20 protein-coding genes and 4 pseudogenes are annotated in these 24,057 nt (G+C 69.7%); 19 read left to right on the top strand and 5 right to left on the bottom strand.

Features of this window, described 5'->3' with window-relative positions; all coding sequences use genetic code 11:
- The first annotated feature begins 228 nt into the window (after positions 1-228).
- The 4 genes and pseudogenes from F4558_RS06205 (at position 229) to F4558_RS06220 (ending at position 3,108) form a co-directional block, all read left to right on the top strand.
- Positions 229-990, top strand: a complete 762-nt coding sequence (locus F4558_RS06205) for an SDR family oxidoreductase (RefSeq protein WP_167943443.1) — start codon at positions 229-231, stop codon at positions 988-990.
- A 13-nt stretch (positions 991-1,003) separates the two neighbouring features.
- Positions 1,004-1,408: an ester cyclase gene (locus F4558_RS06210; protein WP_167943445.1), complete on the top strand. Its 405-nt coding sequence runs from the start codon at positions 1,004-1,006 to the stop codon at positions 1,406-1,408.
- A 263-nt stretch (positions 1,409-1,671) separates the two neighbouring features.
- Positions 1,672-2,091: pseudogene (locus tag F4558_RS06215) on the top strand (SDR family NAD(P)-dependent oxidoreductase); the annotation flags it as partial.
- A 132-nt stretch (positions 2,092-2,223) separates the two neighbouring features.
- A complete protein-coding gene (locus F4558_RS06220) occupies positions 2,224-3,108 on the top strand; it encodes an SMP-30/gluconolactonase/LRE family protein (RefSeq protein ID WP_053652649.1) in 885 nt (294 codons plus the stop codon).
- A gap of 163 nt (positions 3,109-3,271) precedes the next feature.
- Here the strand turns inward: F4558_RS06220 and F4558_RS31420 are convergent, their stop codons facing one another.
- Positions 3,272-3,493, bottom strand: a complete 222-nt coding sequence (locus tag F4558_RS31420; protein WP_231639900.1) for an alpha/beta hydrolase family protein — start codon at positions 3,491-3,493, stop codon at positions 3,272-3,274.
- Between the two features lie 10 nt (positions 3,494-3,503).
- Here F4558_RS31420 and F4558_RS06225 point away from each other — a divergent pair, with 10 nt between their 5' ends.
- Positions 3,504-3,752: an AraC family transcriptional regulator N-terminal domain-containing protein gene (locus F4558_RS06225; protein ID WP_053652650.1), complete on the top strand. Its 249-nt coding sequence runs from the start codon at positions 3,504-3,506 to the stop codon at positions 3,750-3,752.
- 223 nt (positions 3,753-3,975) lie between these two features.
- On the opposite strand, the pseudogene F4558_RS32310 reads toward F4558_RS06225, so the two are convergent.
- Positions 3,976-4,197, bottom strand: a pseudogene (locus tag F4558_RS32310) (MBL fold metallo-hydrolase); the annotation flags it as partial.
- A 311-nt stretch (positions 4,198-4,508) separates the two neighbouring features.
- Between F4558_RS32310 and F4558_RS06235 the strand changes: the two are divergent.
- The 4 genes and pseudogenes from F4558_RS06235 to F4558_RS06250 all read left to right on the top strand — a co-directional run bounded on the left by F4558_RS06235 (position 4,509) and on the right by F4558_RS06250 (position 9,735).
- The gene (locus F4558_RS06235; protein ID WP_157552217.1) at positions 4,509-4,820 is read left to right on the top strand and encodes a hypothetical protein; all 312 of its coding nucleotides are present in this window, start codon (positions 4,509-4,511) and stop codon (positions 4,818-4,820) included.
- A 203-nt stretch (positions 4,821-5,023) separates the two neighbouring features.
- Positions 5,024-5,621, top strand: a pseudogene (locus F4558_RS06240) (transposase family protein); the annotation flags it as partial.
- Positions 5,622-5,926: 305 nt separating this feature from the next.
- Positions 5,927-6,826 carry an AraC family transcriptional regulator gene (locus F4558_RS06245; protein WP_167943449.1) on the top strand — a complete coding sequence of 300 codons (900 nt, stop codon included), beginning with the start codon at positions 5,927-5,929 and terminating at the stop codon, positions 6,824-6,826.
- Between the two features lie 152 nt (positions 6,827-6,978).
- A complete protein-coding gene (locus tag F4558_RS06250; RefSeq protein WP_209273191.1) occupies positions 6,979-9,735 on the top strand; it encodes an AAA family ATPase in 2,757 nt (918 codons plus the stop codon).
- Here F4558_RS06250 and F4558_RS06255 read toward each other — a convergent pair.
- Positions 9,722-10,237 (bottom strand): ferritin-like domain-containing protein, encoded by a 516-nt coding sequence (locus F4558_RS06255; RefSeq protein ID WP_167943451.1) that lies wholly within the window; start codon positions 10,235-10,237, stop codon positions 9,722-9,724. The genes F4558_RS06250 and F4558_RS06255 overlap by 14 nt on opposite strands.
- A 501-nt stretch (positions 10,238-10,738) precedes the next feature.
- Between F4558_RS06255 and F4558_RS06260 the strand changes: the two genes are divergently transcribed.
- From F4558_RS06260 to F4558_RS06300, 10 genes and pseudogenes are all read left to right on the top strand, one after another.
- The gene (locus F4558_RS06260) at positions 10,739-11,722 is read left to right on the top strand and encodes an alpha/beta hydrolase (protein WP_312877277.1); all 984 of its coding nucleotides are present in this window, start codon (positions 10,739-10,741) and stop codon (positions 11,720-11,722) included.
- On the top strand, positions 11,719-12,402 hold the full coding sequence (locus F4558_RS06265; protein ID WP_167943453.1) for a class I SAM-dependent methyltransferase: 684 nt from the start codon (positions 11,719-11,721) through the stop codon (positions 12,400-12,402). Before F4558_RS06260 ends, F4558_RS06265 begins: the two co-directional genes overlap by 4 nt.
- Before the next feature lie 400 nt (positions 12,403-12,802).
- Complete coding sequence (locus tag F4558_RS06270; RefSeq protein ID WP_167943455.1) at positions 12,803-15,718, top strand: AfsR/SARP family transcriptional regulator; 2,916 nt, start codon at positions 12,803-12,805, stop codon at positions 15,716-15,718.
- Between the two features lie 81 nt (positions 15,719-15,799).
- The gene (locus F4558_RS31200; RefSeq protein WP_209273192.1) at positions 15,800-16,387 is read left to right on the top strand and encodes a cytochrome P450 family protein; all 588 of its coding nucleotides are present in this window, start codon (positions 15,800-15,802) and stop codon (positions 16,385-16,387) included.
- A 150-nt stretch (positions 16,388-16,537) separates the two neighbouring features.
- A complete protein-coding gene (locus tag F4558_RS31205; RefSeq protein ID WP_209273193.1) occupies positions 16,538-17,044 on the top strand; it encodes a cytochrome P450 in 507 nt (168 codons plus the stop codon).
- A gap of 132 nt (positions 17,045-17,176) precedes the next feature.
- Positions 17,177-18,403, top strand: a complete 1,227-nt coding sequence (locus F4558_RS06280; protein ID WP_167943457.1) for a CapA family protein — start codon at positions 17,177-17,179, stop codon at positions 18,401-18,403.
- Positions 18,404-18,755: 352 nt separating this feature from the next.
- Complete coding sequence (locus tag F4558_RS06285) at positions 18,756-19,370, top strand: helix-turn-helix transcriptional regulator (RefSeq protein WP_312877278.1); 615 nt, start codon at positions 18,756-18,758, stop codon at positions 19,368-19,370.
- A gap of 11 nt (positions 19,371-19,381) precedes the next feature.
- Positions 19,382-20,455, top strand: coding sequence for a LysM peptidoglycan-binding domain-containing protein (locus tag F4558_RS06290; protein ID WP_167943461.1), 1,074 nt, complete (start codon positions 19,382-19,384; stop codon positions 20,453-20,455).
- Positions 20,456-20,492: 37 nt separating this feature from the next.
- A pseudogene (locus tag F4558_RS06295) lies at positions 20,493-21,710 on the top strand (right-handed parallel beta-helix repeat-containing protein); the annotation flags it as partial.
- Entirely contained in the window at positions 21,688-22,008 is a 321-nt protein-coding gene (locus F4558_RS06300) for a YbaB/EbfC family nucleoid-associated protein (RefSeq protein WP_167943465.1), read from the top strand. The pseudogene F4558_RS06295 and the gene F4558_RS06300, both read left to right, overlap by 23 nt.
- Before the next feature lie 3 nt (positions 22,009-22,011).
- Here F4558_RS06300 and F4558_RS06305 read toward each other — a convergent pair whose 3' ends face one another.
- Both F4558_RS06305 and F4558_RS06310 read right to left on the bottom strand, forming a co-directional pair.
- Entirely contained in the window at positions 22,012-23,103 is a 1,092-nt protein-coding gene (locus F4558_RS06305) for a hypothetical protein (protein WP_157552220.1), read from the bottom strand.
- A gap of 38 nt (positions 23,104-23,141) precedes the next feature.
- Entirely contained in the window at positions 23,142-24,050 is a 909-nt protein-coding gene (locus F4558_RS06310) for an alpha/beta fold hydrolase (protein WP_245241279.1), read from the bottom strand.
- Between the last annotated feature and the right edge of the window lie 7 nt (positions 24,051-24,057).

Genomic DNA, 24,057 nt, shown 5'->3' on the forward strand with positions numbered 1-24,057 from the left:
ACGCTGGTCCGCGGTGAGGGTAAGCGCCTCCACCGCAAGCGCGCTTGCTTCCTGGAGGTCTGGGTTGGTGGCGTGCAGGTGCGCGGTGGCCAGGTCGAGGCGGCTTAAGTCATAGGCGCTCGAATTGGCTCGAGCTGGGGAGTCAGATGACAGATGTGTCTGACGTCGGTGGCCACGCATTGTGGATTCAGCACACATCCGAACGAGCTACAGGAGCACCTTTCCACCATGAACACCGTACTGATCACCGGCACCGCTTCCGGCTACGGACGGGAGACCGCACGGCATTTCCTCGCGCAAGGGTGGAACGTCATCGCCACCATGCGGACCCCCCGCCCGGATGTCCTGCCCGAGTCGGACCGGCTCCGCATCCTCCAACTCGACGTCACCGACTCCGACTCCATCGCTGCCGCGTTCGCTGCGGCGGGCCCCATCGACGCCTTGGTCAACAACGCGGGAATTGGGCTGATCGGCGTGTATGAAGGCACCCCCATGAGCCGGGTGCGGGAGATCTTCGAGACCAACACCTTCGGCGTCATGGCCACCACTCAAGCGGTGCTGACCCAGTTCCGTGAGCGTGGCTCCGGCGTCGTGATCAACGTGACCTCCAGCGTCGTGCTCGGGCACATGCCGCTATCAGCCGTGTACAAGGCCAGTAAAATGGCCATCGAGGGATTCACTTCGTCGCTCGCCCTCGAGCTCGCCGAGTTCGGCGTACGCGCCAAGACCGTCGAGCCGGGCACCTGCCTCACGACCAGCTTCGCTGCCAGGGCGACCGACAACACCGACCTGAGCGGCCCGCTGGACAAGTTGGTCCCCCCGTTTTACGAGCCGTTCGCGAAGCGGGCCCTCGGCCGGTTCGTCGAGCAGGACCTGTTCACGCGGGAGAGCGACGTCGCCGAGACGGTGTGGCGGGCCGTGCACGACACGACCGGCCAGCTGCGATTCCCCGCCGGACCCGACGCGGTCCAGCTCGACCAGGCCAAGTGAGAGGAACACCGCCATGTCCGAGGCGAACAAGCGGATCGTCCGCAACTACTTCGAGGAGCTCGACGGCGGCCGGACCACTCCGGTGCACCTGTGCACCGAGGACTTCCGGTTCCACCCGGCCGGACTGCCAACATTGGACATCGACGGCGTGAAGGTGTTCGGCGACGCGTTCTTCACCGGCATGACCGACCTGCAGCACCCGCTTGATGAGCTGATCGCCGACGGTGACCTCGTGGCGCTGCGCTGCCGGTATGAGGGCACGCACGACGGGGAGCTCATGGGCGTGCCGGCGACCGGGCGACAGGTGTCCGCGGTCGGGATCGGCGTCATGCGCGTAGCGGATGGCAAGATCGCCGAGTTCTGGGTGTCGCCGGACCGGATGACCATCATGCAGCAGATCGGCGCCATTCCCTCGTAGCACGGTCGTCCGGCCGCCGTCGCGCGGCGGAACTCGAGCCGGGTGAGGACCAAATGGTCCTCACCTGGCTCGGAGTGAATAGACAAGACCCAGGTAGTTCTGTGAAATCGCCGGACGACCCGCCCGACGTTGAACGCAATGGGTATCGCGGTTCTGACAGGGGAAGCTCGGCATCGGACAGGCTCCAGCCATCCGTATCACCGAGCGCGGCATCGGCGTGATCCTGACCTACAACACCAAACCCCAGGGCGTCAAGGAGACGGTGGCCACCCATCAAGGCAGACGGAGGGTCGGCGATCGCGGTGAGGCTGGACGTCGGCCTCACGGAGACGTTTCCCGAGTTCGCGGAGCAAGTGCGCAGGGAGCTGCGCGACCGATGGCAGCGCGACTCGTTCGACTACCTGGTCAACAACGCCGGCATGGCGAAGCAGGACTTCTTTCCCGACGTCACGCAGGACCTGTTCGAGGCCTCCTTCCGGGTGATCATGCGCGGCCCGTACTTCCTGGCGCAGACGTTCCTCCCGCTCATCGCCGACGACGGGGCGATCGTCAACACGACGAGTAACTCCGCCCTCCCGACCGGCCTGACTGCGGGCTACTCCGTGTACGTCAGTGTGAAGGGCGGCCTGATCACGAGGACCCAATACCTGGCCAAGGAGCTGGCCCCGTGCCGCTCCAGGTGAACAGCATGTCGCCCGGCCCACCCGTACCCGCGGTTTGAAGCGATCGACCCAGCCACCGTCGAAGCCCTGGGTGTGGAACCGCCAGCCCGGCCCTACACTGACGTCGCTCGAGAGGCGGCAGGAGGTCTGAGAATGTCGCACCGTGTCACAACCATCCTCGACGGATTTACGTTCACCGAAGCGCCTCGCTGGCATGACGGCCGGCTCTGGTTCTCCGACTTCTACACCTGCCGGGTGATGTCCGTTCGTGCGGACGGCACCGATCGCCGGGTCGAGGCCGTCGTGGAGCGGCAGCCGTCCGGCATCGGTTGGCTGCCGGACGGGCGGCTGCTCGTCGTATCCATGCATGACCGGCGGATCCTGCGCCGCGAGGCCGATGGAAGCCTTGTCGCTCACGCTGACCTGAGTCAGCACGCGACCGGCCATCTCAACGACATGTCGGTGGACGCCGAAGGCCGCGCCTATGTCGGCAACTTCGGGTTCGACCTGATGAACGGGGCGCCGCTCGAAACGGCGGCCCTTCATCGCGCCGATCCCGATGGCACGGTGACCGAAGTGGCCTCCGGGCTCTGGTTCCCGAACGCCATCTCCCTCACCTCAGGCGGTGTCGTGCTGGTCAACGAGACTTTCGGCAATCGGATCACCGCGTTCGATCTCACGGAGGATGGTCAGCTCACCAACCAGCGGGTGTGGGCCCAGTTCGGACCGGTACCCACCGACCGTGCGGTCGCCGGTGCGCTGGAACAACTCGACGTCGCCCCGGACGGCTCGTGCCTGGACGCAGACGGAGGCCTGTGGGTGGCTGACGCCATCGGTGGACGTGTGATCCGGGTCATCGAGGGCGGGCAGATCACCGACGAGATCCGGCCAGGCGCGAACGCCTACGCCTGCGCCCTCGGCGGCGAGACCGGACGGACCCTGTTCATTTGCATGGCCCCCGACTTCGATGAGCACGCCCGGCGCGCCGCCCGCGAGGGCACAATCGTTGCCGCTGCAGTCCGGACGCCGGCAGCCTGATCTGGTTCACGCACGCTGTGTTCAACGGAGCCGAGAGCGCCGAGAAGCTGGCGTAACCCGCGGCCGACGTGCGCCGCGCAGGGGCCGGACTGGCCGGCCCTGCCGTCGGCTGACAACATCGTCCGGACCTGTCTGGACGTTCCACCGGTCGGGCTGAAGAAGGTCACCATCCTCGCCGACGGACCCGGCTCAGTCCTTGTGCTCGGGGGCTGGCTTTCAGGACGCGGGCGAGCCAGTCGGCCTGAGTACGCCGTGCCGCGGCCGAGACGCGGATGTGCGGGAGCAGCGCCGAGATGCTGTGGAAGCCCCACAGGTGCAGCTCCGCCTGGCCACCGGCGGCCCAGGGTCGGGTCGCGTACGCGACGTCCTCGTCGCGCCCGCCCACGATCGCGGAGATGCTGCTGCAGGCCGCGCCGGGCGACCTGCCGCCCCTGGCCGGCACGACGCGGTCGGGGATGGTGGTCAGCGACGCTCCCGACGAATCCAGTGATGTGGTGATCCGATTGCTGCGGCTGCTGGACCGGCCCCGGGACGTCAGGGTGCTCGCGCCCCTGATCGAACGTCGCCAGTTCGGCGTGCGTCCCAGCCAAGACGCCGCCCGCCTGCACGGCATCACCCGGGCCGAGGTGCCGGCGGTCGTCTGACCGCCGGCGTTCGCGAGGCTTCCGCAGCTTCCCAGGCTCCGAAGCTGGTGCGGCGTCAGGACAGGGCCTGCCACCAGGGGGGCTACTTCGGTTGGGGTGCCGGCATCGACGGGCCGATCTGCATCAGCGTCACGTCGAAAAGACCATGCCGCTCGCCGACGTCGGCGAGCCGTCGAAGGAACCGGAATCGCCGGTGTAGAAGACCAGCCGATGCTGCCGGCGATCATTCACGAACTCCACAGGGTTTCGTTGCTGCCAATGAACGCGCGACCTGAGTGGCGAGACTCGGTGGCGGCGAGGGTGAGCCGCGAGTATCGCCTCCTGAGTGGTTGAGTGCCCGGATCGTCGGCATGCCGAGGTGGCCGTAGTGGTCGTGCGAGATGATGATCGCGTCCAGCCGGGGCAGGTCGGCCAGCGCCACCGGCATCGGGTGCAACCGCAGCCGCTTCGGACCGACGCCCGGGACCTGCGATCCCGGGTCGCTTCACAGTGGGTCGAGCACTATGCGGCGACGTTCAATCTCGACCAGAACCGTGGCGTGGCAGCGAAGGCGTCGGTCGGGTCGCCGGGCGCACGCGTGCTACGTATCAGTCACATGAATGAGCCACTTGCTCAAGAGTGGCGGTCCCTTGCCCGTTCCTGCCGCATTTCACCGCAGCTGTGTCTTTGCATCCAGAAGATTGCACAATCAACTGCACGTGGCGCGAACCCGTCTGCGTATGGATGTAGTGGAGGTTATCTATGACCAGGGCGTCAATGAGGATCGGGTCGGCGCTGATCGCGTCCGTCCTCGCCGTCACCGGGCTCAGTTTGGCAGCCTCGCCCGCCTCGGCTCAGCCGTCGGGCCTCACCTTCTACAGCGGAGCCTTCACCACCGAAGTCGCAAACTTCCCGGCAGCCCCCATCGCCTGTGCGGCGCTGCCTCTGACGGCGGACAGCCACATCGGTTGGAGCGGCTTCCGCGACGTCATCTTCTACCGCACCACAGACTGCACCGGTCAAGCGACCGGCGTGGGGACGCTCCGCACCTACGAAGCCGGGAGATGGCTCAGCTTCCGCGCCTTCTGACTCACGACGACGGGGGCAGGTGGTCGTCCGCGCCCGCCTGCCCTCGACGCGTTTGTCGTCCGACGGATGACCCCGGACGCTCAACCATGAGCCCTTTTCATCGTGATGTGCCGGGTCACGGTAGGCGCAGAGAATTGTTGGTGTCGACATAGGACGGGACACCCGGTGAGACAGCAGTCCGATGCCCAACCGGGAGCCTCGCTGTGCTGTGTTACCCGTCCGCGATCGCGCTGTCCAGCCGCGCCCTGAACCACCTGGCCGACCTCATCCGCGCCGAACGCGCGCGGCGCCGAGGTCGGTGGCGGCGCCTCGACGCCGGCCGGCAGGCCCTGCTCGCCCTGGCCCAGCTCCGCATCGGTGACACCATCACCCGTCTGGCCTGCGGCTGCGCGGTCAGCGTCACCACGGCCTGGCGGTACGCCCGGGAAGCCATCGACCTACCCGCCGTACACGCCGAGACCCTGAACGCGGCCATACGGCGCGTGGGCCGGCTCGCCTACGCGATTCTCGACGGCACCCTGATCCCCATCGACCGAGTCGCCTGATCTGGGCCTCGCCCGCACCCACGGCCTGACCAACGCGCTGAGCAGCGCGAACGTCATGACCTTCGCCGACACGGCATACCAAGGCGCCGGCGGCACCCTTCGCACGCCGTTCAAACGCCGTCCGCACCGGCCCCGACTGTCCCGACTGTCCCGACGGCAGAAGACCGTCAACCACCACCACGCCAAGATCCGAGCCGTCGGTGAACGCGCCGTCGCCACCCTCAACGGCTGGAAAGTCCTGACCAAGCTCCGCTGCCCCGACGCGCCAGCACGATCGTCCAGACCAGCCGAAACCCACGATGAAAGGGCTCACCACCGTTACTGCTCGGCTGGCTGTCTGCGTGTTCACCTCTCCAGCCAACCCGAAGGTCTCACGAGGTTGTTAGGGAAGTCCTCGCGACTTCTTTCCCAATCCTTGCTTTGTCGCCAGATCCGGGCTGGCGCAGGGGCCGGGCTCCGGCGAGCCTGCGGAAGCTGCCGGCTAATCCCGCCTTGCTCAGCCCACCCCGGCCATGATCAACTGTTTTGGCGTTGGCGCTGGGCCTTTGGAACAATCGGCTCATGTCCCTTGACGAGGTGCGCGACCTGATCGCCCGGCACGTCAGGCCCGATCTTCGTACGGCCATAGATGACGTGCTGATCTTCAAAGCCGACAAGCCGTTTCCCCCCAGGCCAACAACGTATGGGAAGGTTTTCGCATTCGTCGCTCAAGGGACGAAGCGCTTCGGGCTCGGCGACCAGATCTACGAGTACCGGGCAGGGCAGTACCTCGTCGTGTCGGTGGATCTGCCAGTCACGGCGCACTTCAGCGGCGCGAGCCCGGACCAGCCAGGGCTCGGGGTGGGGTTGACGCCCGATCCCACCGTCATCGCTGATCTGCTGCTGCAGGCGCCGGCCGACATCTTGCCGGACAGCGACGAGGGTGCGCCTGCCGGGCTGGCGATCAGCACGGCCGGCGCCGACTTGCTCGACGCGGTGTTACGGCTGTTGCGGCTGCTCGACACCCCACGCGACATTCCCGTGCTGGCGCCGATGATCAAGCGCGAGATTCTCTGGCGGCTGATTACCAGCGAACAGGGCCCGATCATCCGGCAGCTCGGGCAACCTGACGGCATTTTGAGCCACATCTCCCGCGCTGTCCGTTGGATACGCGACAACTACCGCGAGCCGTTCCGGGTAGAGATGGCGGCGCGGCAGGCGGGAATGAGCGTCTCGGCTTTTCACCGCAACTTCCAGGCGCTCACGTCGCTGAGCCCGATCCAGTATCAGAAGCAGATCCGGCTTCATCAGGCTCGGCTTCTGCTCGCCTGCGACGCCACGGACATCGCCGGGACCGGCCGCCTTGTGGGTTACGACAGCCCGTCGCAGTTCAGTCGCGAGTATCGTCGCCAGTTCGGGGCGCCGCCGAGACTCGACGCAATGCGCCTGCAGCAGCCCGCGCCGGCGGCACTTTCCGGCTGAACCGTCCCGAATCCGGCTGGGGCGGTTCAGCAGAACATCTCCTGCCACCGTCCGGGGGGCGCAAGAGGATCAGGCAAGAACGCGAGAGCATTGCCCCTTCCGCCTCGCATACGTGCTCGTGTTGGCTGAGGGGCAGGCAACGTGAGGTGTACGTGGGGGATATCCGGCTTTTCGGTCGAGCTGCCGAGCTAGAGCAGCTTTCAACGTTTCTGGGCCAGGCGAGGCGCGAAGGCGCCGCGCGGCTGCTGACGGGTGAGCCCGGTGTGGGCAAGTCCTCGCTCATGGCCGCCGCGGCGGAACGTGCCCTCGCGGAGGGCATGCAGGTGCTGCGGGCCTCGGGGTCCGAGTTCGAGGCCGATGTCAGCTACTCGGCACTCAACCAGTTGCTGCTGTCCGCTCAGGGTGGCATTTCGCGGCTGCCCGCCGGCCCGCGGGAAGCGTTGGAGGTGGCACTGGGATTCGGTGTCGGTATGCCACCAGACGCCCTGTTGGTATGCAACGCCACCCTTCTGCTCGTGCAAGATCTTGCCGCCGAGGCGCCGGTGGTGCTTCTGGTCGACGACGTTCATTGGATCGATCGTGCCAGCGCTGTCGTTCTCGGCTTCGTGGCTCGCCGCCTGGCGGGCTCCCGAGCCGGTCTGCTGGTGTCGACGCGAACAGGTGCGGCCAGTTACCTCGACCGGCGCGGGCTGGCCGAGGTCGTGGTGGCACCGTTGGACGAGGCCGCTGCGGAGCAATTGGTGGAGGCTTCCTTTTGCCAGTTGCCGTCCCGTGTCCGGCGGCGGCTGCTGGATCTTGCCCAAGGCAATCCGTTGGCATTGATGGAGTTGCCGTCCACGTTGTCAGGTGCCGTCCAGCGGGTGGCGGCTCAGCCCGAGGTTGTTCCGCTCAACGAGCGGCTGCAGGCGTTGTTCGCGACCCGCATCGCGGAGCTACCAGAGCCGACCCGCCGACTGCTACTGCTGGCCGCGTATGAGGGCACCGGTGACGTGCGGGTGCTGCATGCCGCTTGTGCCGACCGTGGCGGGTTGGCCGACCTGGCTCCCGCTGAGCGGACGCAGTTGGTGTATGTGGATGACGCGACCGCCCGGATCGCATTCCGGCATCCGCTCATCCGATCGGCGATCGTGGCGATGTCGACACACGAGGAGCGGCGTACCGCGCACGTCACCCTGGCCGAGGTGCTGGTCCACGACGAGGAGCGCCGGGCGTGGCACCTGGCCGCAGCCGCGGTGGCTCCGGACGAGGCCGTCGCGCAACTGCTCGAAACCTCCGCGCGTCGTGTCATGCTGCGCGGCGACGCCATCGCCGCGATCGCAACCCTGGTACGCGCCGCTGAACTGAGCGTGACCAGCGCCGACCGGGGCCGGCGGCTTGCCGAGGCCGCCTACATCGGCGCGGAGGCGGACGGATCGACCGCGGACGCGCGCACTCTGCTGGCCGATGCCCGCCGGGCGGCGCCGGACTCGACGGGGTCGCTGCACGCGGCCAACGCCGCCGCGTTCCTGATGCTCGACGGCGAGGGCGATGTGAACACGGCCCATCGCCTGCTCGTCGGCGCCATCGAGACCGGCGATCACGGGTACCGCGCCGACGATTCGGCGTTGATCGAGGCAATGCACGCCCTGCTGCTGGTGAGCTGGTACGGCAGCGCACCGCAGTATTGGGAGCCGTTCTTCCGCGCGCTGCGGCGGCTGCGGCCTGAACCGCCGCAGATCCTCGCCATGGCCAGCAAGGCCTTTCCCGACCCCGTACGCACCGGCGTGTCCGCCCTCACCGAGGCGGAAACGATTCTAGGCGCCCTCGCCGAGGAGACCGACCCCACGCGCGTCATGCGGATCGGCACCGCCTCCGTGTATCTGGACCGGCTCGGTGAACTCCGCGAAGGGTCGTGGCGGCTGGTGCATCAGGGACGCGACGGAGCGGCGGCTCGCCGGCACATCGGAGCGCTGATGCACCTGTGCCTGGACGACTTCCTCATCGGTCGATGGGACGAAGCGCAAGAGCTGGCATGGGAGGGGCAGCAGACCTGCGACACCGGCGGCTTCCCCTTCTTTTCGTGGTATTTCTGGTACAACAGGGCGATCGTCGCCGCCGGGCGAGGCCAGGCCGACGAGGCGTACAAGCTGGCCGACGAGATCACCAACTGGGCGCATCCTCGCGGGGTATCGGCTGCAGTCCTGTTCGCCCACCATCCGCGTACCCTCGCCGCCGCCGCGGCTGGGGACTTCGACGCCGCATATGCCCACGCCGCTGCGATGAGCCCGCCGGGTACGCTCGCCCCGTTCGTGCCGCACTGCACCTGGGTCGCATTCGACCTGGTCGAGGCGGCTGTACGGACTGGGCGGACGGTGGAGGCGCGGGCACACGTCGAGGCGATGCGCGCGGCCCGACTGTCGCGGCTGTCCAGCCGGATGGCGTTGATCCAGGCGGGTGCCGAGGCCCTGGTTTCCGACGACCCCGAGTCCGCGGAAAAGCTTGAGCAGTTGCTCGGCGACACCGCTGTCGACCGGTGGCTGTTCGACGCATCGCGCGTACGGCTGGCGTATGGCGAGAAGCTCCGGCGAGCCGGACATGTCACGCAAGCCCGCGTTCACCTGCTCGCCGCGCGCGAGGGGTTCGCCGCGATGACAGCCGGGCCGTGGCTCGACCGTGTGGTTGGCGAGCTGCGCGCCGCGAAGTACCCGCTGGCCGACGGCCGCGCCCCCGGCGCGGTCGCATTGACGCCGCAGGAGACGCAGATCGCTCAGCTGGCCGCCAGCGGCCTGACCAACAAGGAGATTGCCCACCGTCTGTTCCTTTCGCACCGCACGGTCGGCGCGCACCTGTATCGGATCTTTCCCAAACTCGGTGTGACGACCCGGGCCGGTCTCAGGGATGCCCTCTCGTCACCTCCTAAGCCCCAGTGATCTGCTCGGCCGGACGGTCCGGAGCAGACTCGGCGGCAAGCACCCAAGCCTGCGCCTCCTTCGCTTCAAGCAGCCGTTCCAGCAGGCGGCGGGTGGTCGGGTCCGCGTCGCCCACCCAGCGCACGGCCTCCTGCAGCGTCTGGACGAGGATCCGGGCAGCCACGAGATTCTGCGCCACGATCCCGGTGAGGTCGCCAGCGGCGAAGCTCTGAAAGCTGATCCGTGACCGTCCGGCAATGTGCTGTGGATCGTGGTCGGCGGCGAACCCGAGGTCACGGATGCGGGCTGCCAGCGCACGGGCCTCGACTCGGTCGTCGTCGGCGCAGGTGCGCAGATAAGCGGCGACCGGCTGCGCCGACAGACCCCGCACCAACAGGGCGTGGTGTTCGTACTGCAGCGACGACACGATCACGCTCGACAGCAAGACGTTGAGCAGCCGTGCCACCGCGCTCAGGTCGGCCCGGTTCGACGGCGTGATCGGCCCGTCGTCCGGGTCCCACACCGCACGGTCGCGTACCTCGCGTCTGCGCAACCCCGGTTCTCCTGGCACACACCCATGGTCTGTCAGCCGCCCGCCCGGGCACATCTGTCAACTGACCTAACGGACGCCATTGAGGCGTGGCCCGGCCACCGCGTTACCCGGTCGCCGCGCGGGCTCCGCCCAGAAGGGCCGCGCCTGCCATTTTCATCATCGACGGCTAGGTAACCCGGCCACTGCCAGGCGATGACCATGAGGTCGTATGACAGATGTGCCGCCCCTGTCGCTGGGACGAGATTGGTTCTGGTCCTGAACGAGCAAGATCCACCAAAGGGCACACCATGACCATCGGACACGGTTTCCACGCGGAGGGCTGGACCAGCCCCGAAGCCCACAGCGGCTTAGTCACCAGTGAGCCCGCGCAGACCCTGGTCACCCGGCTCCAGACACTGCTGGCCGGTGAGTCGACCTCCACCGACGAGATCCCGTCGGTGGCAAGGCCACCTTCTGAGAGGACGAACCATCGTGATCACCACTGCATCGCGTCCCGGCGTCGATCCCCAACTGGCGGCGCTGCTCGCCGAGATGCCGCTGACATCCATCCTGAACGCCGACGCCCTCGCTCACATGCGCCCGTTCTCCTCGGCTCCCGTCGAGCCACTGCTGGCCGGCCGTCTCATCGACCGCAGTGAGTTCATCACCCGCGCTGACGACGGCGCGGAGATCGCGCTGTCGGTCTTCCGCCCGACCGGTGACCGTACCGCACTCGCGCCATGCATTTACTGGATTCACGGCGGCGGCATGATCATGGGTGACCGGGTCGCCAACATCGACATCCCGCTGGAATGGCTCGACCGGTTCGGCGCCGTGGTCGTCTCCGTCGAGTACCGGTTGGCGCCCGAGGCGCACGGCCCGACGCTGGTCGAGGACTGCTACCGGGGCCTGTTGTGGACGGCCGAGCATGCCGACGCGCTCGGCATCGATCCGAGCCGCATCATCGTCGCCGGTGCCAGTGCGGGCGGCGGGCTGGCGGCCGGGGTGACGCTGCTGGCCCGCGACCGGGGCACCGTCCCGATCGCCGCGCAGATCTTGATCTGCCCGATGCTCGACCATCGCAACAGCACGACCTCCAGCCGCCAGTTCACCGGCGTACCCGCTGTCTGGACGGGGGAGACAAACGAGTTCGCATGGCGGTTGGTCCTCGGCGACCAGCCCGAGGACGTTTCGGCGTACATCTCGCCGGCGCTCGCCGAGGATCTGTCCAACCTGCCGACCACCTACATCGACGTCGGCACCGCCGAGGTCTTCCGCGACGAAGATGTCGACTACGCCAGCCGGATCTGGGCTGCCGGCGGCCAGGCCGAACTGCACGTCTGGGCGGGTGGCGTGCACGGGTTCGACTTAGGGTTCCCAGAGACGCGCATCGGCGCCATCGCCCGACGGGCCCGTATCGAATGGCTGACCCGCACATTGGACGGCATGTCCGTCGAACGAGGGGGCAGGCAATGACCGTTGACCACCGTCGCCAGTTTCTCCGCGAGTTCCTCCGCGATCCGTTCACGGTTGCCGCGGTCGCGCCGAGCAGCCAGGCACTCGCCAACGCGGTCGTCGCACCGGTTCCACTCACCGGCGACCCCGTCGTGGTGGAGCTTGGGCCTGGCACCGGAGCGTTCACGCAGGCCATCCAGCGGCGGCTGGCCGGCCGAGGCCACCACGTGGCCATCGAGATCAACGAACGGTTCGCTGATCTGCTCGCTGGGCGCTTCCCGTGCGTCGACCTCGCCATCGCCGACGCCCGCAACCTTCGCGAGATACTGACGGTACGGGGGCTCGATCACGCTGACGTCATCGTCAGCGGGCTCCCGTGGGCGGCCTTCACACCAGGGCGACAGGACGATCTGCTCGCCGCGGTCACCGCGGTACTCGCCCCGCACGGCGCCTTCACCACCTTCGCGTACGCCCACACGCGCTGGATGCCGCCGGCCAGGCGGCTCCGGCACAGCCTCGGTGAACGGTTCGAGGAAGTGGTACGCGGCCGCACGGAGCGGGCAAACGTGCCACCCGCGTTCGTCTACTCCTGCCGCAGGCCGTACACACCAGCACGCCGAGCGACGACCGGGCTGCCTCCGCACCTGTCGTGGCGCCGGCCGACACGGACACTGCAGGTCACGCGGCCACCGAACCGCTGACCGCAGACGGGGCCGCGCGTCAACCTCACGCGGCCCCGTCGCTCTCGCCCTACCTGCACGACGGGGACAGCATGCGTGGGTCTGTGGACGCTTCTCAGAAGCCTGTCCGCGAATTGGCGCGTGACTCATCGCAGATATGCCGCCGGGAGTGACCTCTTCCCGGGCCGGCGCCGTACGAGTGTCGCCTAAGGGATGTCTCGGTCTTTGTGCGTGATCCGCGCGGTCCGATGTCCGGGTCCTGGGGAACACGGAAGTGGACGCCCGCATCATCCGGACGTGGCCGGATCGTTCGATGCGTGTTCCACACCACCGTCCAACGGAGATCCGGTTCCGGGGTTCAACCCGCGCCGACCGGTACTTTGGGGCAGGATCATCCGTCGGCCAGTAGTGAGGAGCGAGGGTGCGCTTCGCCGTGCTCGGACCGGTCCGCGCCTGGCGCGCGACGGAAGAGCTCGACCTTCGGCCCCGGCAGCTCCGCCTCATGCTGGCCCTGTTGCTGGTGCGCGCGGGCCGCCCGGTCGCGGTCGCGGATTTCGTGGCGCTGCTGTGGGACGAGGACCCGCCTGCCCGGGCCGTGAACATCGTCCACCGCCACATCGGGGCGCTGCGGCGGATCCTGGAGCCCGGCCTCGCGCCGCGCGCGCCCGGCCGGTGGGTGGACGGGCGGGGCGGCGACTACCGCCTGCACGTGGACGCGGAGTCCTCGGATGTGATGCGGTTCCGCGCGCGGGCCGACGCGGCCCGGCAGGCCGCCCGGGCCGGTGACCGGGACGCCGCCGGGGCCCACTACCTCGCCGCGTTGCGTACGTGGCACGGGCACTGCGCCGCGGGCCTGGATCCCGCGCCGGCGTTGTTGCCCGAGTTCGTGGCGCTCGACCACGAGAGGTCCGCCACCGCGTGCGCGGCCGCGGACGTCGCCCTGGCCGGTGGGCGGGTGACCGAGCTGGTGCCGCTCCTGCGGCCGATCGCCGACCGGCATCCGTTCGACGAGGCGTTGCAGGCGCGGCTGCTGCTGGTGCTCGCGGCGGACGGCAAGCAGGCGGAGGCGGTCACGGCCTTCGAGAAGGTGCGGCTCGGTCTCTCCGGGCAGCTGGGCGTGACTCCCGGCGCGGAGCTGCGGGCGGCCTACGACCAGGTGCTCCGCCAGCAACAGGCGACAGCCGGGCCGGCAACCCCGCAAGAGCCGGTTCCCCGCACGCCTCCGGCCCAGGTGCCGTTGAGCACCCGGTTCTTCAGCGGGCGGGAACGCGAGATCGGCTGGTTGTCCGACGTGCTCTCAGCCGCCTGCCGGGCGCCGGCCGGCCCGGTCATGGTGGCCGTCGACGGCCTGCCCGGCATCGGCAAGACCAGCCTGGTGGTGCACTGGGCGCACACCGTCGCGGAGAGCTTCCCGGACGGCCGGCTCTTCATCGACCTACAGGGCTACGACGCCAAGGAAGCGGTGGACACCGAGCAGGCGCTGACCTACTTCCTCAGCGCGCTCGCGGGCCCTCGCGCGGAGATTCCGGCAACGGTGGAGGCGCAGGCCGCGCTCTACCGGACGCTGACGGCCGGCCGCCGGATGCTCGTGATCCTCGACAACGCGCGGGACGCCGAGCAGGTCCGTCCGCTCCTGCCGACCGCACCCGGCTGCTTCGTCGTCGTGACCAGCCGCAACCCGCTCACCGGCCTGGTGGTGCACCAGGGCGCCCACCGGCTGGCGCTGGAACTGCCCACTCTGGACGAATCGCGCGCCGGGCTGCGCACCCGGCTGGGGGCCGGCCGTGACGCCGACGATCCCGCCGCCCTGGACGAGATCATCGAGGGTTGCGGCCGCCTGCCGCTGGCGATCGCGGTCGTGGCCGCGCGGGCGGCGGCGTACCCCGACTGGCGGCTCGGCGAGATCGCACGGGAGCTGCGCGACGCCCGGTCGCTGGATGTCTTCGACGGTGATGACCCCCGCAGCGACGTGCGCAGTGTGTTCTCCTGGTCGTACCGCATGCTGACCGGGCCGGCGGCGCGCCTGTTCCGGCTGCTGGCGCTGCACCCCGGCCCGAGCTTCGGCCCCGCGACCGCGGCCGCCCTCGCCGGTGTTCCGCCGCGGGAGGCGCAGGCGCTGATCGAGGAGCTGACCCGGACCCGGCTGCTGATCCGCCACCAGGCGCGCCGGTACGTCTTCCACGACCTGATCCATCTGTACGCCGTTGAGCTGGGCGAGCAGGTCGACGGCGCGGCGGAGCGTCAGGCCGCCCTCGCCCGGTTGCTGGACCACCTGCGGCAGACGGCGTACGTGGCCGGTTGTCTGCTGATGCCGCAACTGCACTCCCGGCCGCCGGATCCGCGGGACGGGGTCACGCCCGAGCCGATCACCGGCATCGCCGAGGCGATGACGTGGTTCGCCACCGAGCGAGCCGTGCTGGAGGCGGTCGTGGCGGAGAACCCGGTCGCGGACTTCCCGGCGTGGCGGATCGTGGAGAGCATGTTGCCGTTCTATCAGCGCTCGGGGATGTTCCGGGCGCTGGAGATCGTGGCCGCGTCCGCGCTGCGCACGGCGCGCTCCTGCCACGACCGCGAGGGCTTGGCGCACATGCACCGGATGATCGCCGGGGCGAAGGTGTTGCAGGGACGCGGCTCGTCGGCGATCAACCACTTCGAGCGCGCCCTGGCGATCTTCGACGAGCTCGGCAAGCCGTTCGAGCGGGCGTTCGTCCTCTGCAATCTGGCCTATGCCTGGCTCACCCACGGATCGACCGCCAATGCCCTGCGCTACTACGAGCTCGCGTGGGAGTTCTTCGCGCGTGAGGGTGATCGGCCCGGCCAGGCAATGACGCTCCGCGGGATCGGCGACTGCTTCGCCCGTGCGGGCGACGCACAGGAGGCTGTCGAGCGACTCCACCGGGCGGCGGGCATCTTCACGGAGATCGACAACCCCAACGGCGTCGGTGTCTGCGCCATGTTGATCGGCAAGGCCCTGGAAGACATGGGCCGCCTCGACGAGGCCATCGAGTGGCGCCACCGGGCCCGCCGCCGGCTCGGCGAGGCGCGCAACGAGTGGGACGTCGCGAACAACGAACGCGCGCTCGGGGACCTGTATCTGCGGGCCGGCCGGCCGCTCGAGGCGATCCGGGCCTGGCAGGAGGCGCGGCGGATCTACGTCGAGTTGGGCTCCGGCGGGTGGTTGCTCTCGCCCATCGACGAACTGCTGTCCGCGGCGCGGGCCGGCGGGGGGTCGAGCGGGAGCAGCCGCGCCAGTTTTGCATCGACGTCCGCGGTCTGCGGCAGCGGCAGCGGCAGCGGCAACCGTCGCAGCATCTCGAGCGCGGATCGGCTCGTGTGACACCCGCCACGGCGGCGAATTCCGGCGGCCGCGTCCCGTCAGCCCGATGACGGACGACCCCGCCTGATCGAAGGAGACCCCATGTCGGGTGACGTGACATCCACGCCGGTGCTGACCTTCACGCCCGAGTTCAAGGCCCACTCGCCCCGCCGGCTGGCCGAGCTGCGGGCGCTCGGCCCGGTGCACCGCGCCCAGTTCGCGAGCGGGTTACAGGCCTGGATGGTGCTCAGTGAGCAGGAGGCCCGGCGGGCGCTGACGCATTCGGCGCTGCGCAAGGACGCGTCCCCGGCCGAGGAAGCGCTCGCCGCCGTCGGCTTCACCACCAACCGGCCCGGAGTCGGGCTGGGCGGCAACATGCTGGAGTCGGACCCGCCCGCGCACACGCGGCTGCGGCGGCTGGTGGCTGGCGCGTTCAGCCCCGCGCGTACCCGGCAGCTCGCCCCGCGCATCCAGCAGATCGCCGACGAGCTGCTCGACGCGATGGGGGACGAGGTGGACCTGGTCGAGGCGTACAACGCGCCGCTACCGATCGCCGTGATCAGTGAGTTGCTGGGCGTGCCGGAACACGACCGTCACCACTTCCGGGAGTGGACCGCCGCGGCGCTGAGCCCGCCTTCCGACGCGCAGCGGGCCGGCGCGCTCAGCCTCAACCGATACATGAGCGACTAGATCCAGCTGCGCCTCACCGAGCCGAGTCCCGACCTCGAACGACGGCGCGCCGAACGGGGCGACGACCTGCTCAGCGCGCTGGTCGGGGCGCGGCTCCGGGGCGACGAGGCGCTGTCGGACGAGGAACTCCTCGGCACGGCCGTACTGCTCGTGGTCGCGGGCCACGAGACCACGGTCAACCTGCTCGGCACCATCATGGTCAGCCTCCTCCGCCGGCCGGACCAGGCCGACCTGCTGCGCGCCCGGCCGGAGCTCATGCCCGGGGCGGTGGAGGAGTTCCTGCGGTTCGACCCCTCGGTGGAGCAGACCACCATGCGTTACGCCGCGGAGGACCTCGATCTCGGCGGCACCCGGATCCGCCGGGGCGACGTCGTGGTGGTCATGCTCGGCTCGGCGAGCCGCGACGTCGTCCAGCGGGACGGTGGCGACCCGGATGTCCTGGACGTGGCCCGGGAGGGCGCCCGGCACCTGGCGTTCGGCTACGGCATCCATCACTGCCTGGGTGCGCCGCTCGCCCGGCTCGAGGCCCGCATCGCGATCGCCTCCCTGCTTCGGCGGTTCCCCGAGCTGCGCCCGGCCGTACCGCTCGACGAGGTGCCGTGGATCCCGGCGGGGATCATGCGCGGCCCGCGCAGCCTCCCGGTCCGGCTCCGCTGACGGTCCCGGCGGCCGCCCGCCACCGGTCCCGGGAGATGGTCGGGTGCTGCGAGTGCCGCGATCGGATGAACCGGCGGAAGGCTGGTACGTCGTATGGTGCGTACCCTCCCGCGCGGCAAGGAGCACCCGGACATGAGCATCTCCCTCTTCGCGGTCGGTGACGTATTCATCGACCGTCCCGATCCTGAACAGGCGTACCGCGACGGTGCCCGATATCTGCGACGGGGCGACATCCTGTTCGGCAATTGCGAAGGGGTGTTCAGCGACGACTGGGATCGCGCGCCCAGCTCGGGACCGCCGGTGGTAGCACCTGCCGCCAACGCGGACCCGCTGGCGCGGGCCGGATTCGATGTGCTGTCCCTGGCCAACAACCACATCGGCGACGGCGGCCACAGGGGTCTGCGGGACACCATCCGAGCGCTCAACGGCCTGGGCATAGCAACTGTGGGGGCCGGCGGTGACATCGCCGAGGCGCGCAGCCCGGCCATCGTCGAACGGGACGGGATCCGGGTCGGCTTCCTCGCCTACGCCAGCGTGTTCCCCTACGGCTACGAGGCGCGGGGATCGGTGCCGGGGCTGGCTCCGATCCGCTCCTACACCCACTACAACCCGCCGACCGACAATCTCTGGGACCCGGGCGCCGCGCCGAGCATCACCACCGAGGAGGTCCCCGAGGACGCCGAGGCCCTGATCGACGACATCACGGCCACCCGCGAACGGGCCGACGTGGTCGTGGTGAGCGTGCACTGGGGCGACATGTACAAGCCGTTCGTGCTGCGGGACCACGAGCGGCGGATCGCGCGGCTCGTGATCGACGCCGGCGCCGATGTCGTGCTCGGGCACCACCACCACATGTGGCGCGGCATGGAGTTCTATCGAGGCAAGCCGATCTGGTACGGCCTCGGGCACCACCTGTTCGACCTGCCCGACATCGAGAAGCGGATAGCCGCAGACGGTGACGCCATTCCCCCGATCGGGCCGGCCGACGACGCCGGGTTGGACCGGTATTCGGGCAGCTACCGGCTCGGTCATCGCGCCGGCTATCCGCTGCTGCCGTTCCATCCCGACGGCCGGCTCACCGGCGTAGCCATAGTCCGTGCCGGTCGAGATGGCGTGGGCGCCGTGGGCTTCGCGCCGGCCGTCATCAACCAGGCCAACGAACCCATCGCCGTGGCACCCGACAGCGACGAAGGACGCCGAGTCCTCGACTACCTGAAGGAATGCTGCACGAGCCAGGGCCTACGGGTCAGATTCGGCACACCCGAGGCGGACTCTGGGCTGCCACCGGGCTGCGTCCAGCTCCTGCCCCCGGACGGGACAACCCGGTCGACGGGTAAAGAAGTCGACGTCTTCGCTTGAACCAGCCGCGCAGCCGCACGTCGTACCTATGTGGCTGCCTCTGATCGCTCCGATCGGACGCAACCGGTGCCCTCCCGTCCTCTACCGGGTTGGGGAGTCCGGTCGGCTGGGGAACCGGGCTTGGTTGGGGGACCTGGACGGGAGGGCGCCTTCCTGTGTCGCGCGGGCTATCGGCCCGCGGGCGGTTTCACGCCTGAAGAGTGCTGGTCGGTGCAAGCGACTCAGCCTGCGGTAGTGGCCCTCGATGGGTTCCCGGCTGACCGAATTTCGAGAGCCATCTGAAGAACGCGATCCTCTCTGCGTCAGCACAGGTGAGGGGTGCGCCGGGCATCCACCGTCGGGAGAGGTTGTCGTGGCCGAGACGCGCGTTCTGGTGCAGGCGGCCGATGCGCTGGTGGGAGCGGGACTGTCCAGCCATCTTGCCACGCATCCTGACATCGTGGTGGTGACCGCGGGGGACTGCGACGTGATCGTCGTGCAGGCCGAGCGCTTCACCGCCGAAGTGGTCACGACGCTCCGCCTGATGGCCGCGACCGCCGACCGGCCGGTGGTGTTGGTGATCCCGGACATCGACGAGTCGCAGTTGATCACCGCGGTGGAGTGCCAGGTGGTAGCCATCCTGCCCCGAGCATCGGTGGACCGCGACCGGCTCGTGCGCAGCGTCCTGGCGGTCGCAGCCGGCGGTGGGATCATGCCACCGCAACTCATCGGCAGACTGCTCGCACACTTCCGGCAGATGCAGCAGGAGGTGCTGCTGCCCAACGGCCTGACCCTGTCCGGGCTGACCTCGCGCGAGATCGAGGTGCTGCGCCTGATGGCCGACGGGCTGGACACCGCGGAGATCGCCGAAGAGATGCGGTACTCCGTCCGTACGGTGAAGTCGGTCATCTACGGCGTCATGGACCGGCACAAGCTTCGCAACCGGTCGCATGCGGTCGCGTACGCGGTGCGCGCCGGGCTGATCTGAGGCTTCGACGAATGAGGCTGGTCCGGCTCCTGGTCGTGCTCGGTATTGCCCTGCTGTTCGGGCAGGGCGTCGCGCTGATGCCCGCGTCCGGGGGACCGGCCAGCCCGGCGCCGGTCCACTACTGGGTCGTGGGTGAGCCACGGGACGGCCAGCGTGAATATCTGTACGAGATCGCCATGCATACCCTCGGCGACGGAAATCGCTACCCCGAGATTCTCGCCCTCAACCGGGACCGGCCCCAGCCGGACGGCGGCCGGCTCACCGATGCGCTGACACCGCTGCGGCCCGGCTGGATCCTGAAACTGCCGCCGGACGCCCGAGGTCCGGGAGTGCGGATCGGTGTCCCGCCGATGCCGGATCGCGGCGGCGCGAACGCCTCGACCGGCCGCGGCGGCGCCCTCGCCTATCTGCTCCCGGCCACCGGCGTGGCGGCCGTGGTGGTCGCAGTGGGTCTGTTCCGCCGCTCCCGCCGCACCGCACCGGCGGCTCCGCCCGTCGCGGTGGCCCCGGAGACGCCACCGGCCGGGCCCGTCAACTTCACCACGGTCCTCGAGTCGCTGACGGCGGAGCCGGGCTATCGGCTCGACGTACGGCTGCTCGGCGCGGACCAGGAGACGAGGGCGATCCCGTACCGCTGGGTGATGGAGGGCGACCCTCCGCCGGAAGCGCAACTGCCGGTCGTGTTCGGCCGCCGTACGGGACGGCTCCTGGTGCTGGACCTGGCCGCCGTGCCGGACGTCCTCACGATCACCGGCAGGCCGGCGCTGGCTCGGCCGCAGGCGATCGACCTGGTCGAGCAGGTGAGCCGGGCCGGCGTGACGGTGGTCGTGGTCGGCGACGTACTGGGCGGCGACGCACCCGCCGGCACCACGGCGACAGCGGACTTCGCGTCGGCTTCGGCAGTCGTCGACCAGCTCCCCGGGCCCGTCGTGATCGTCTGCGGCGGCCTGCGTGGTGCACAGCTCGCCGCGGCCCGCGGGCTGGCGGCACGGACCCGGCACCGGGCAGTGCCGGTGCTGATCGGCGAGGTGATCCGCGCCCGCTGGTCGGTGACGGTCAACCGGGTCCGATCGGTCACGACATGAAGGGATCCGCAGTGACGACCACGCTCACCGTCCGCACAAGATGATGGAAGACCACCGTGACGAGCTGGTCGTCATCGTCGCCGGGTACTCCGAGTTGATGGAGCAGTCTCTTGCCTCGAACCCCGGTCTGGCTTCCCGCTTCACGCGCACCGTCGAGTTCCCGAACTATTCCGTCGAGGAACTGGTCACCATCACCTCAAATCTGTGCGGGAAGCACTACTACGAGCTGACCGACGACGCGGTGGAAGCACTCACCACGTACTTCGAACGCATCCCGAAGAACGCGACGTTCGGCAACGGCCGGGTGGCGCGCAAGCTCTTCGAGGCCATGATCAACAACCAGGCGTCCCGCCTGGCCGCCGCGCCGGCGTCCACGGAGACCCAGCTCAACCGGCTTACCGCCGCCGACGTCGAGCCGGAGCTCGCCACCCTCGCCGAGCTGCCGGTCGAGCAGACGGCGCAGCCGGACGCCGCCACCGACCCGCGCGGAGCCGTGGCGGCCTCCAGTTCGTGGGCGCGTATCGCCGGTCTGGTCGGCGCCCCGTCCGTCCGGGAGGCCGTCGCTGACACCGTCTTGGAGCTCTGTGAGCTGCACGGCCGCCGCCGGGCGTACGGCCGGGTCGGCAACGTCGTCATCGCCGGTCGGCCGGGCACCGGACGCACCGAATTCGCCCGTCTCTACGCGATGGCCCTGTCGGAGCTGAACCTGGTTCCGGTCGGCCACCAGGTCCGGGTGTCCACCCGCGACGAGCTCGCGCCGCAGTGGGGCGGGCAGTCCGGGGCCCTGGTCCGGGCGGCGTTGCAGGACGCGGCGGGCGGGATTCTTGTTGTCGAGGTCGCCGGTGATGACCAGGGTGTCGAAGTCGTCGGCGCGCTCGTCGAGCAGATCCGGGCGGATTCGGGCGGCCCGGTTGTCGTGCTGGTCGGGGAGCCCGCCGACGTGGCCGTTCTGCGTTCCGCGGTGCCGAGCATCGCGGAAGCGTTCGCTCGGGAGTGGACCGTTCCGTTCTACTCCGCACCGGAACTCGGCGAGATCGCGGTGCGACACCTGCTGCGCCGCGGGCACCTCGTCCCCGAGGATGTGCGGGCAGCCATCGTCGACCTGGCGGCGAACCTGCCCGAGCCGACGGTCCGCGCTGCTCACCAGTTTTCGTACGCCCTGACCCGCACCGCCGCGTCTCGGACGCTGGCCTTGGCCGACCTCACCGGATCCGCTCCGGCCTCGATGTTCGGTGGCCTGTCGGCGGTCGGCTGACCCCCACGAAGGAGAACATCATGCAACCCAACTCGACCAGAACGCGGCAGAACTCGAGGAGCGGCTGGCCGGTGCGACGGCCACCGGCCGGTCCGCGGACGGCCTGGTCACCATCGTGGTCGGCGGACTCGGCGACGTGCGTGCCGTGCGCGTCGACCCCCGGGCGCTGCATCTCAGCGAGGTGACAGCCTTGGAGGCGGCCTTCTCGGAGGCGCTCCGCGCGGCCTTCGAGTCCGGCCGCCAGCTTGTCTTGGACACCATCATGGCGGCGGCGGTGGAGAAGGCGTCGGCCACCTGACGTTCAGGTCAGCAGGGCGGCGAGAGCGCGATGTTCGGCGACCGGGTCCACCTCGGGGACCCGGTACTCGCGCGTACGGATGTGCGCCAGCAGCGCGTCATCGGGGCTGAGAGCATAGGTACGCAGAAAGTACGACACCGCGTCCGTCCAGATCCACGACCCGTCGGTGCGGAAGCTCAGCGGCACCACCGGGCCGGCGTCCTCGTCGAACGGGTCGGCCTCCCGTGCCTCGGTGGCGAGCAGCACGGCGCCGCTGTCCAGGTAGTGCAGTGTCCGCTGCAACGTGTCGCCGTGCGACAGGGCCGGGCGGTCGGCGGAGAACTGCCCGCCGGTCGCGGGGTGGTAGGCGTCGAAGACCCGGGCGACCGTGATGGGCTGGGCTTCGGTGGCGGCCCAGAGCAGCGCGGAGCGGCCGCGGGCCAGCCGTTGGTAGGGCGGCAGGGCCGTCCGGTGGTGGAACGCCTCCACCTGCGGATGATCGATGCCGGCGTCGGCGAGGGCACGCTGCACCCTTGCGCAGGCGACCGGCAGGCCGCCCGGGTCGCCGCCGGCCAACAGCAGGTAGACGCGAACTGGACGGTCCAGGTCCGGTCCGGGGGAAGCCCTGCGCCAGGTTCGCCAGAGCGCGACCCCGCCGGCAACCTCGCGTACGGCGGCGACCGCGGCCCGGTCCGGTCCGTCCAGCCGGTCCGCGTCGCCGGTCAGGTCGAGCACCAGCGGCGCGGTGCCCGCCGACCCGGCCAGCTGTGGCGCGAAGTCGGCCTCGGGGGTGGCGCCCGGAGGCGCGGCTTCGGGCCACATCGTGGTGCGCTCATCGGGGACGAGCGCGGCCAGTAGCTCGAGGTCCGACTCGCTCATCGGCATCCGGTCACGGCCGGCGGCCGTCAGCACCGCGCCGGCCGCCTCCGCGAGCCGCCCCTCGGCGAGGTGGTCACGCGCCGTGGTGAGAACCGCGTCGGACGCCCAGCCGGCGACCCGCAGCAGCAGCTCATGAAGGTGTAGCGGCAGGCTGCCGGCAACGTCGGTCACGACGATCTGCTCCGTCCGGTCCGTGGTGCGGTAGAGGTGCATCCCCTTGGGGACGACGTACCGCAACCCGTCCCGTTCAATCAGCGCGCCGGACCGCCAGCGGGTTACGAGACACTCTCGGCAACAGCGGTGTTGGTGACCGGCGCCTTGGACAGGTAGTCCACGACAGCCGTCACCGTGGCGGGATCGCGGAGGATGCGCCGGTGGCCCAGCCCCGAGGTGGTCCTTAGCTCCGCACGGGGCCACGCGCCGCTGATCGCCTCTCCATCGCTGTACCGGACCTCCTTGTCCTTCCTGTCGTGCACGACAAGCAGGGGCGGCAGGTCGGTCCGGCCCGTCGCCCGGGCAACAAGGTCGAAGTGCGACATTTGGCGACCCGACCGCTCCTCGAGCCGCCGTACCAGGCCATCGTGAACGCGGTCGCGGAAGCCCATCAGGTGTGCGAATTGTCGGGTGTAGGTCCGTGGATCCGCCACCGGGGCGACGAGTACCAGACGCTCGGTGGGCAGGCCGTCGAGCACCGCCACGGCCGTCGCGGCTGAACCGGCCGAATGCCCGACGATCGCGTACGCGGGTCCCAGCGCCCGGACGGCTGCGGTGAGCGCGTCGCCGAACTCGGACTGCAGCGCCCGTCGGCGCCCGAGGACTCCGGGCCCCGACGCGCCATGACTCGGCGCATCGAGGGCGACCACCTTGAAGCCGGCACCGACGAGCGGGGGTACGAATACGTCCAGCTGACCGCTCCAGCCGCCCCAACCGTGCATCAAGTACACCGCCGGTCCGTCGCCCCAGCTCTGGGCGGACACCGAGTGGCCGTTCACCAGGATCTCGAAACGGTGACCAGGCGGATCGGCCGGCCGGACCGGCCCCTGAGGGACGGTGCTCCACAGGCGCTCGGCCAGCGCCGCGCCGATTGTCGGGGCGAGACGTTCGAGCATGCCGAATGTCGTACGCAGTGTCTTCACCGTCATGAATCGGACGGGCGTCATCAGGGTGTCGCGCCAGCTGGGCATTGCTAGT

The organism is Micromonospora profundi (genome assembly GCF_011927785.1).
GTDB lineage: Bacteria > Actinomycetota > Actinomycetes > Mycobacteriales > Micromonosporaceae > Micromonospora > Micromonospora profundi.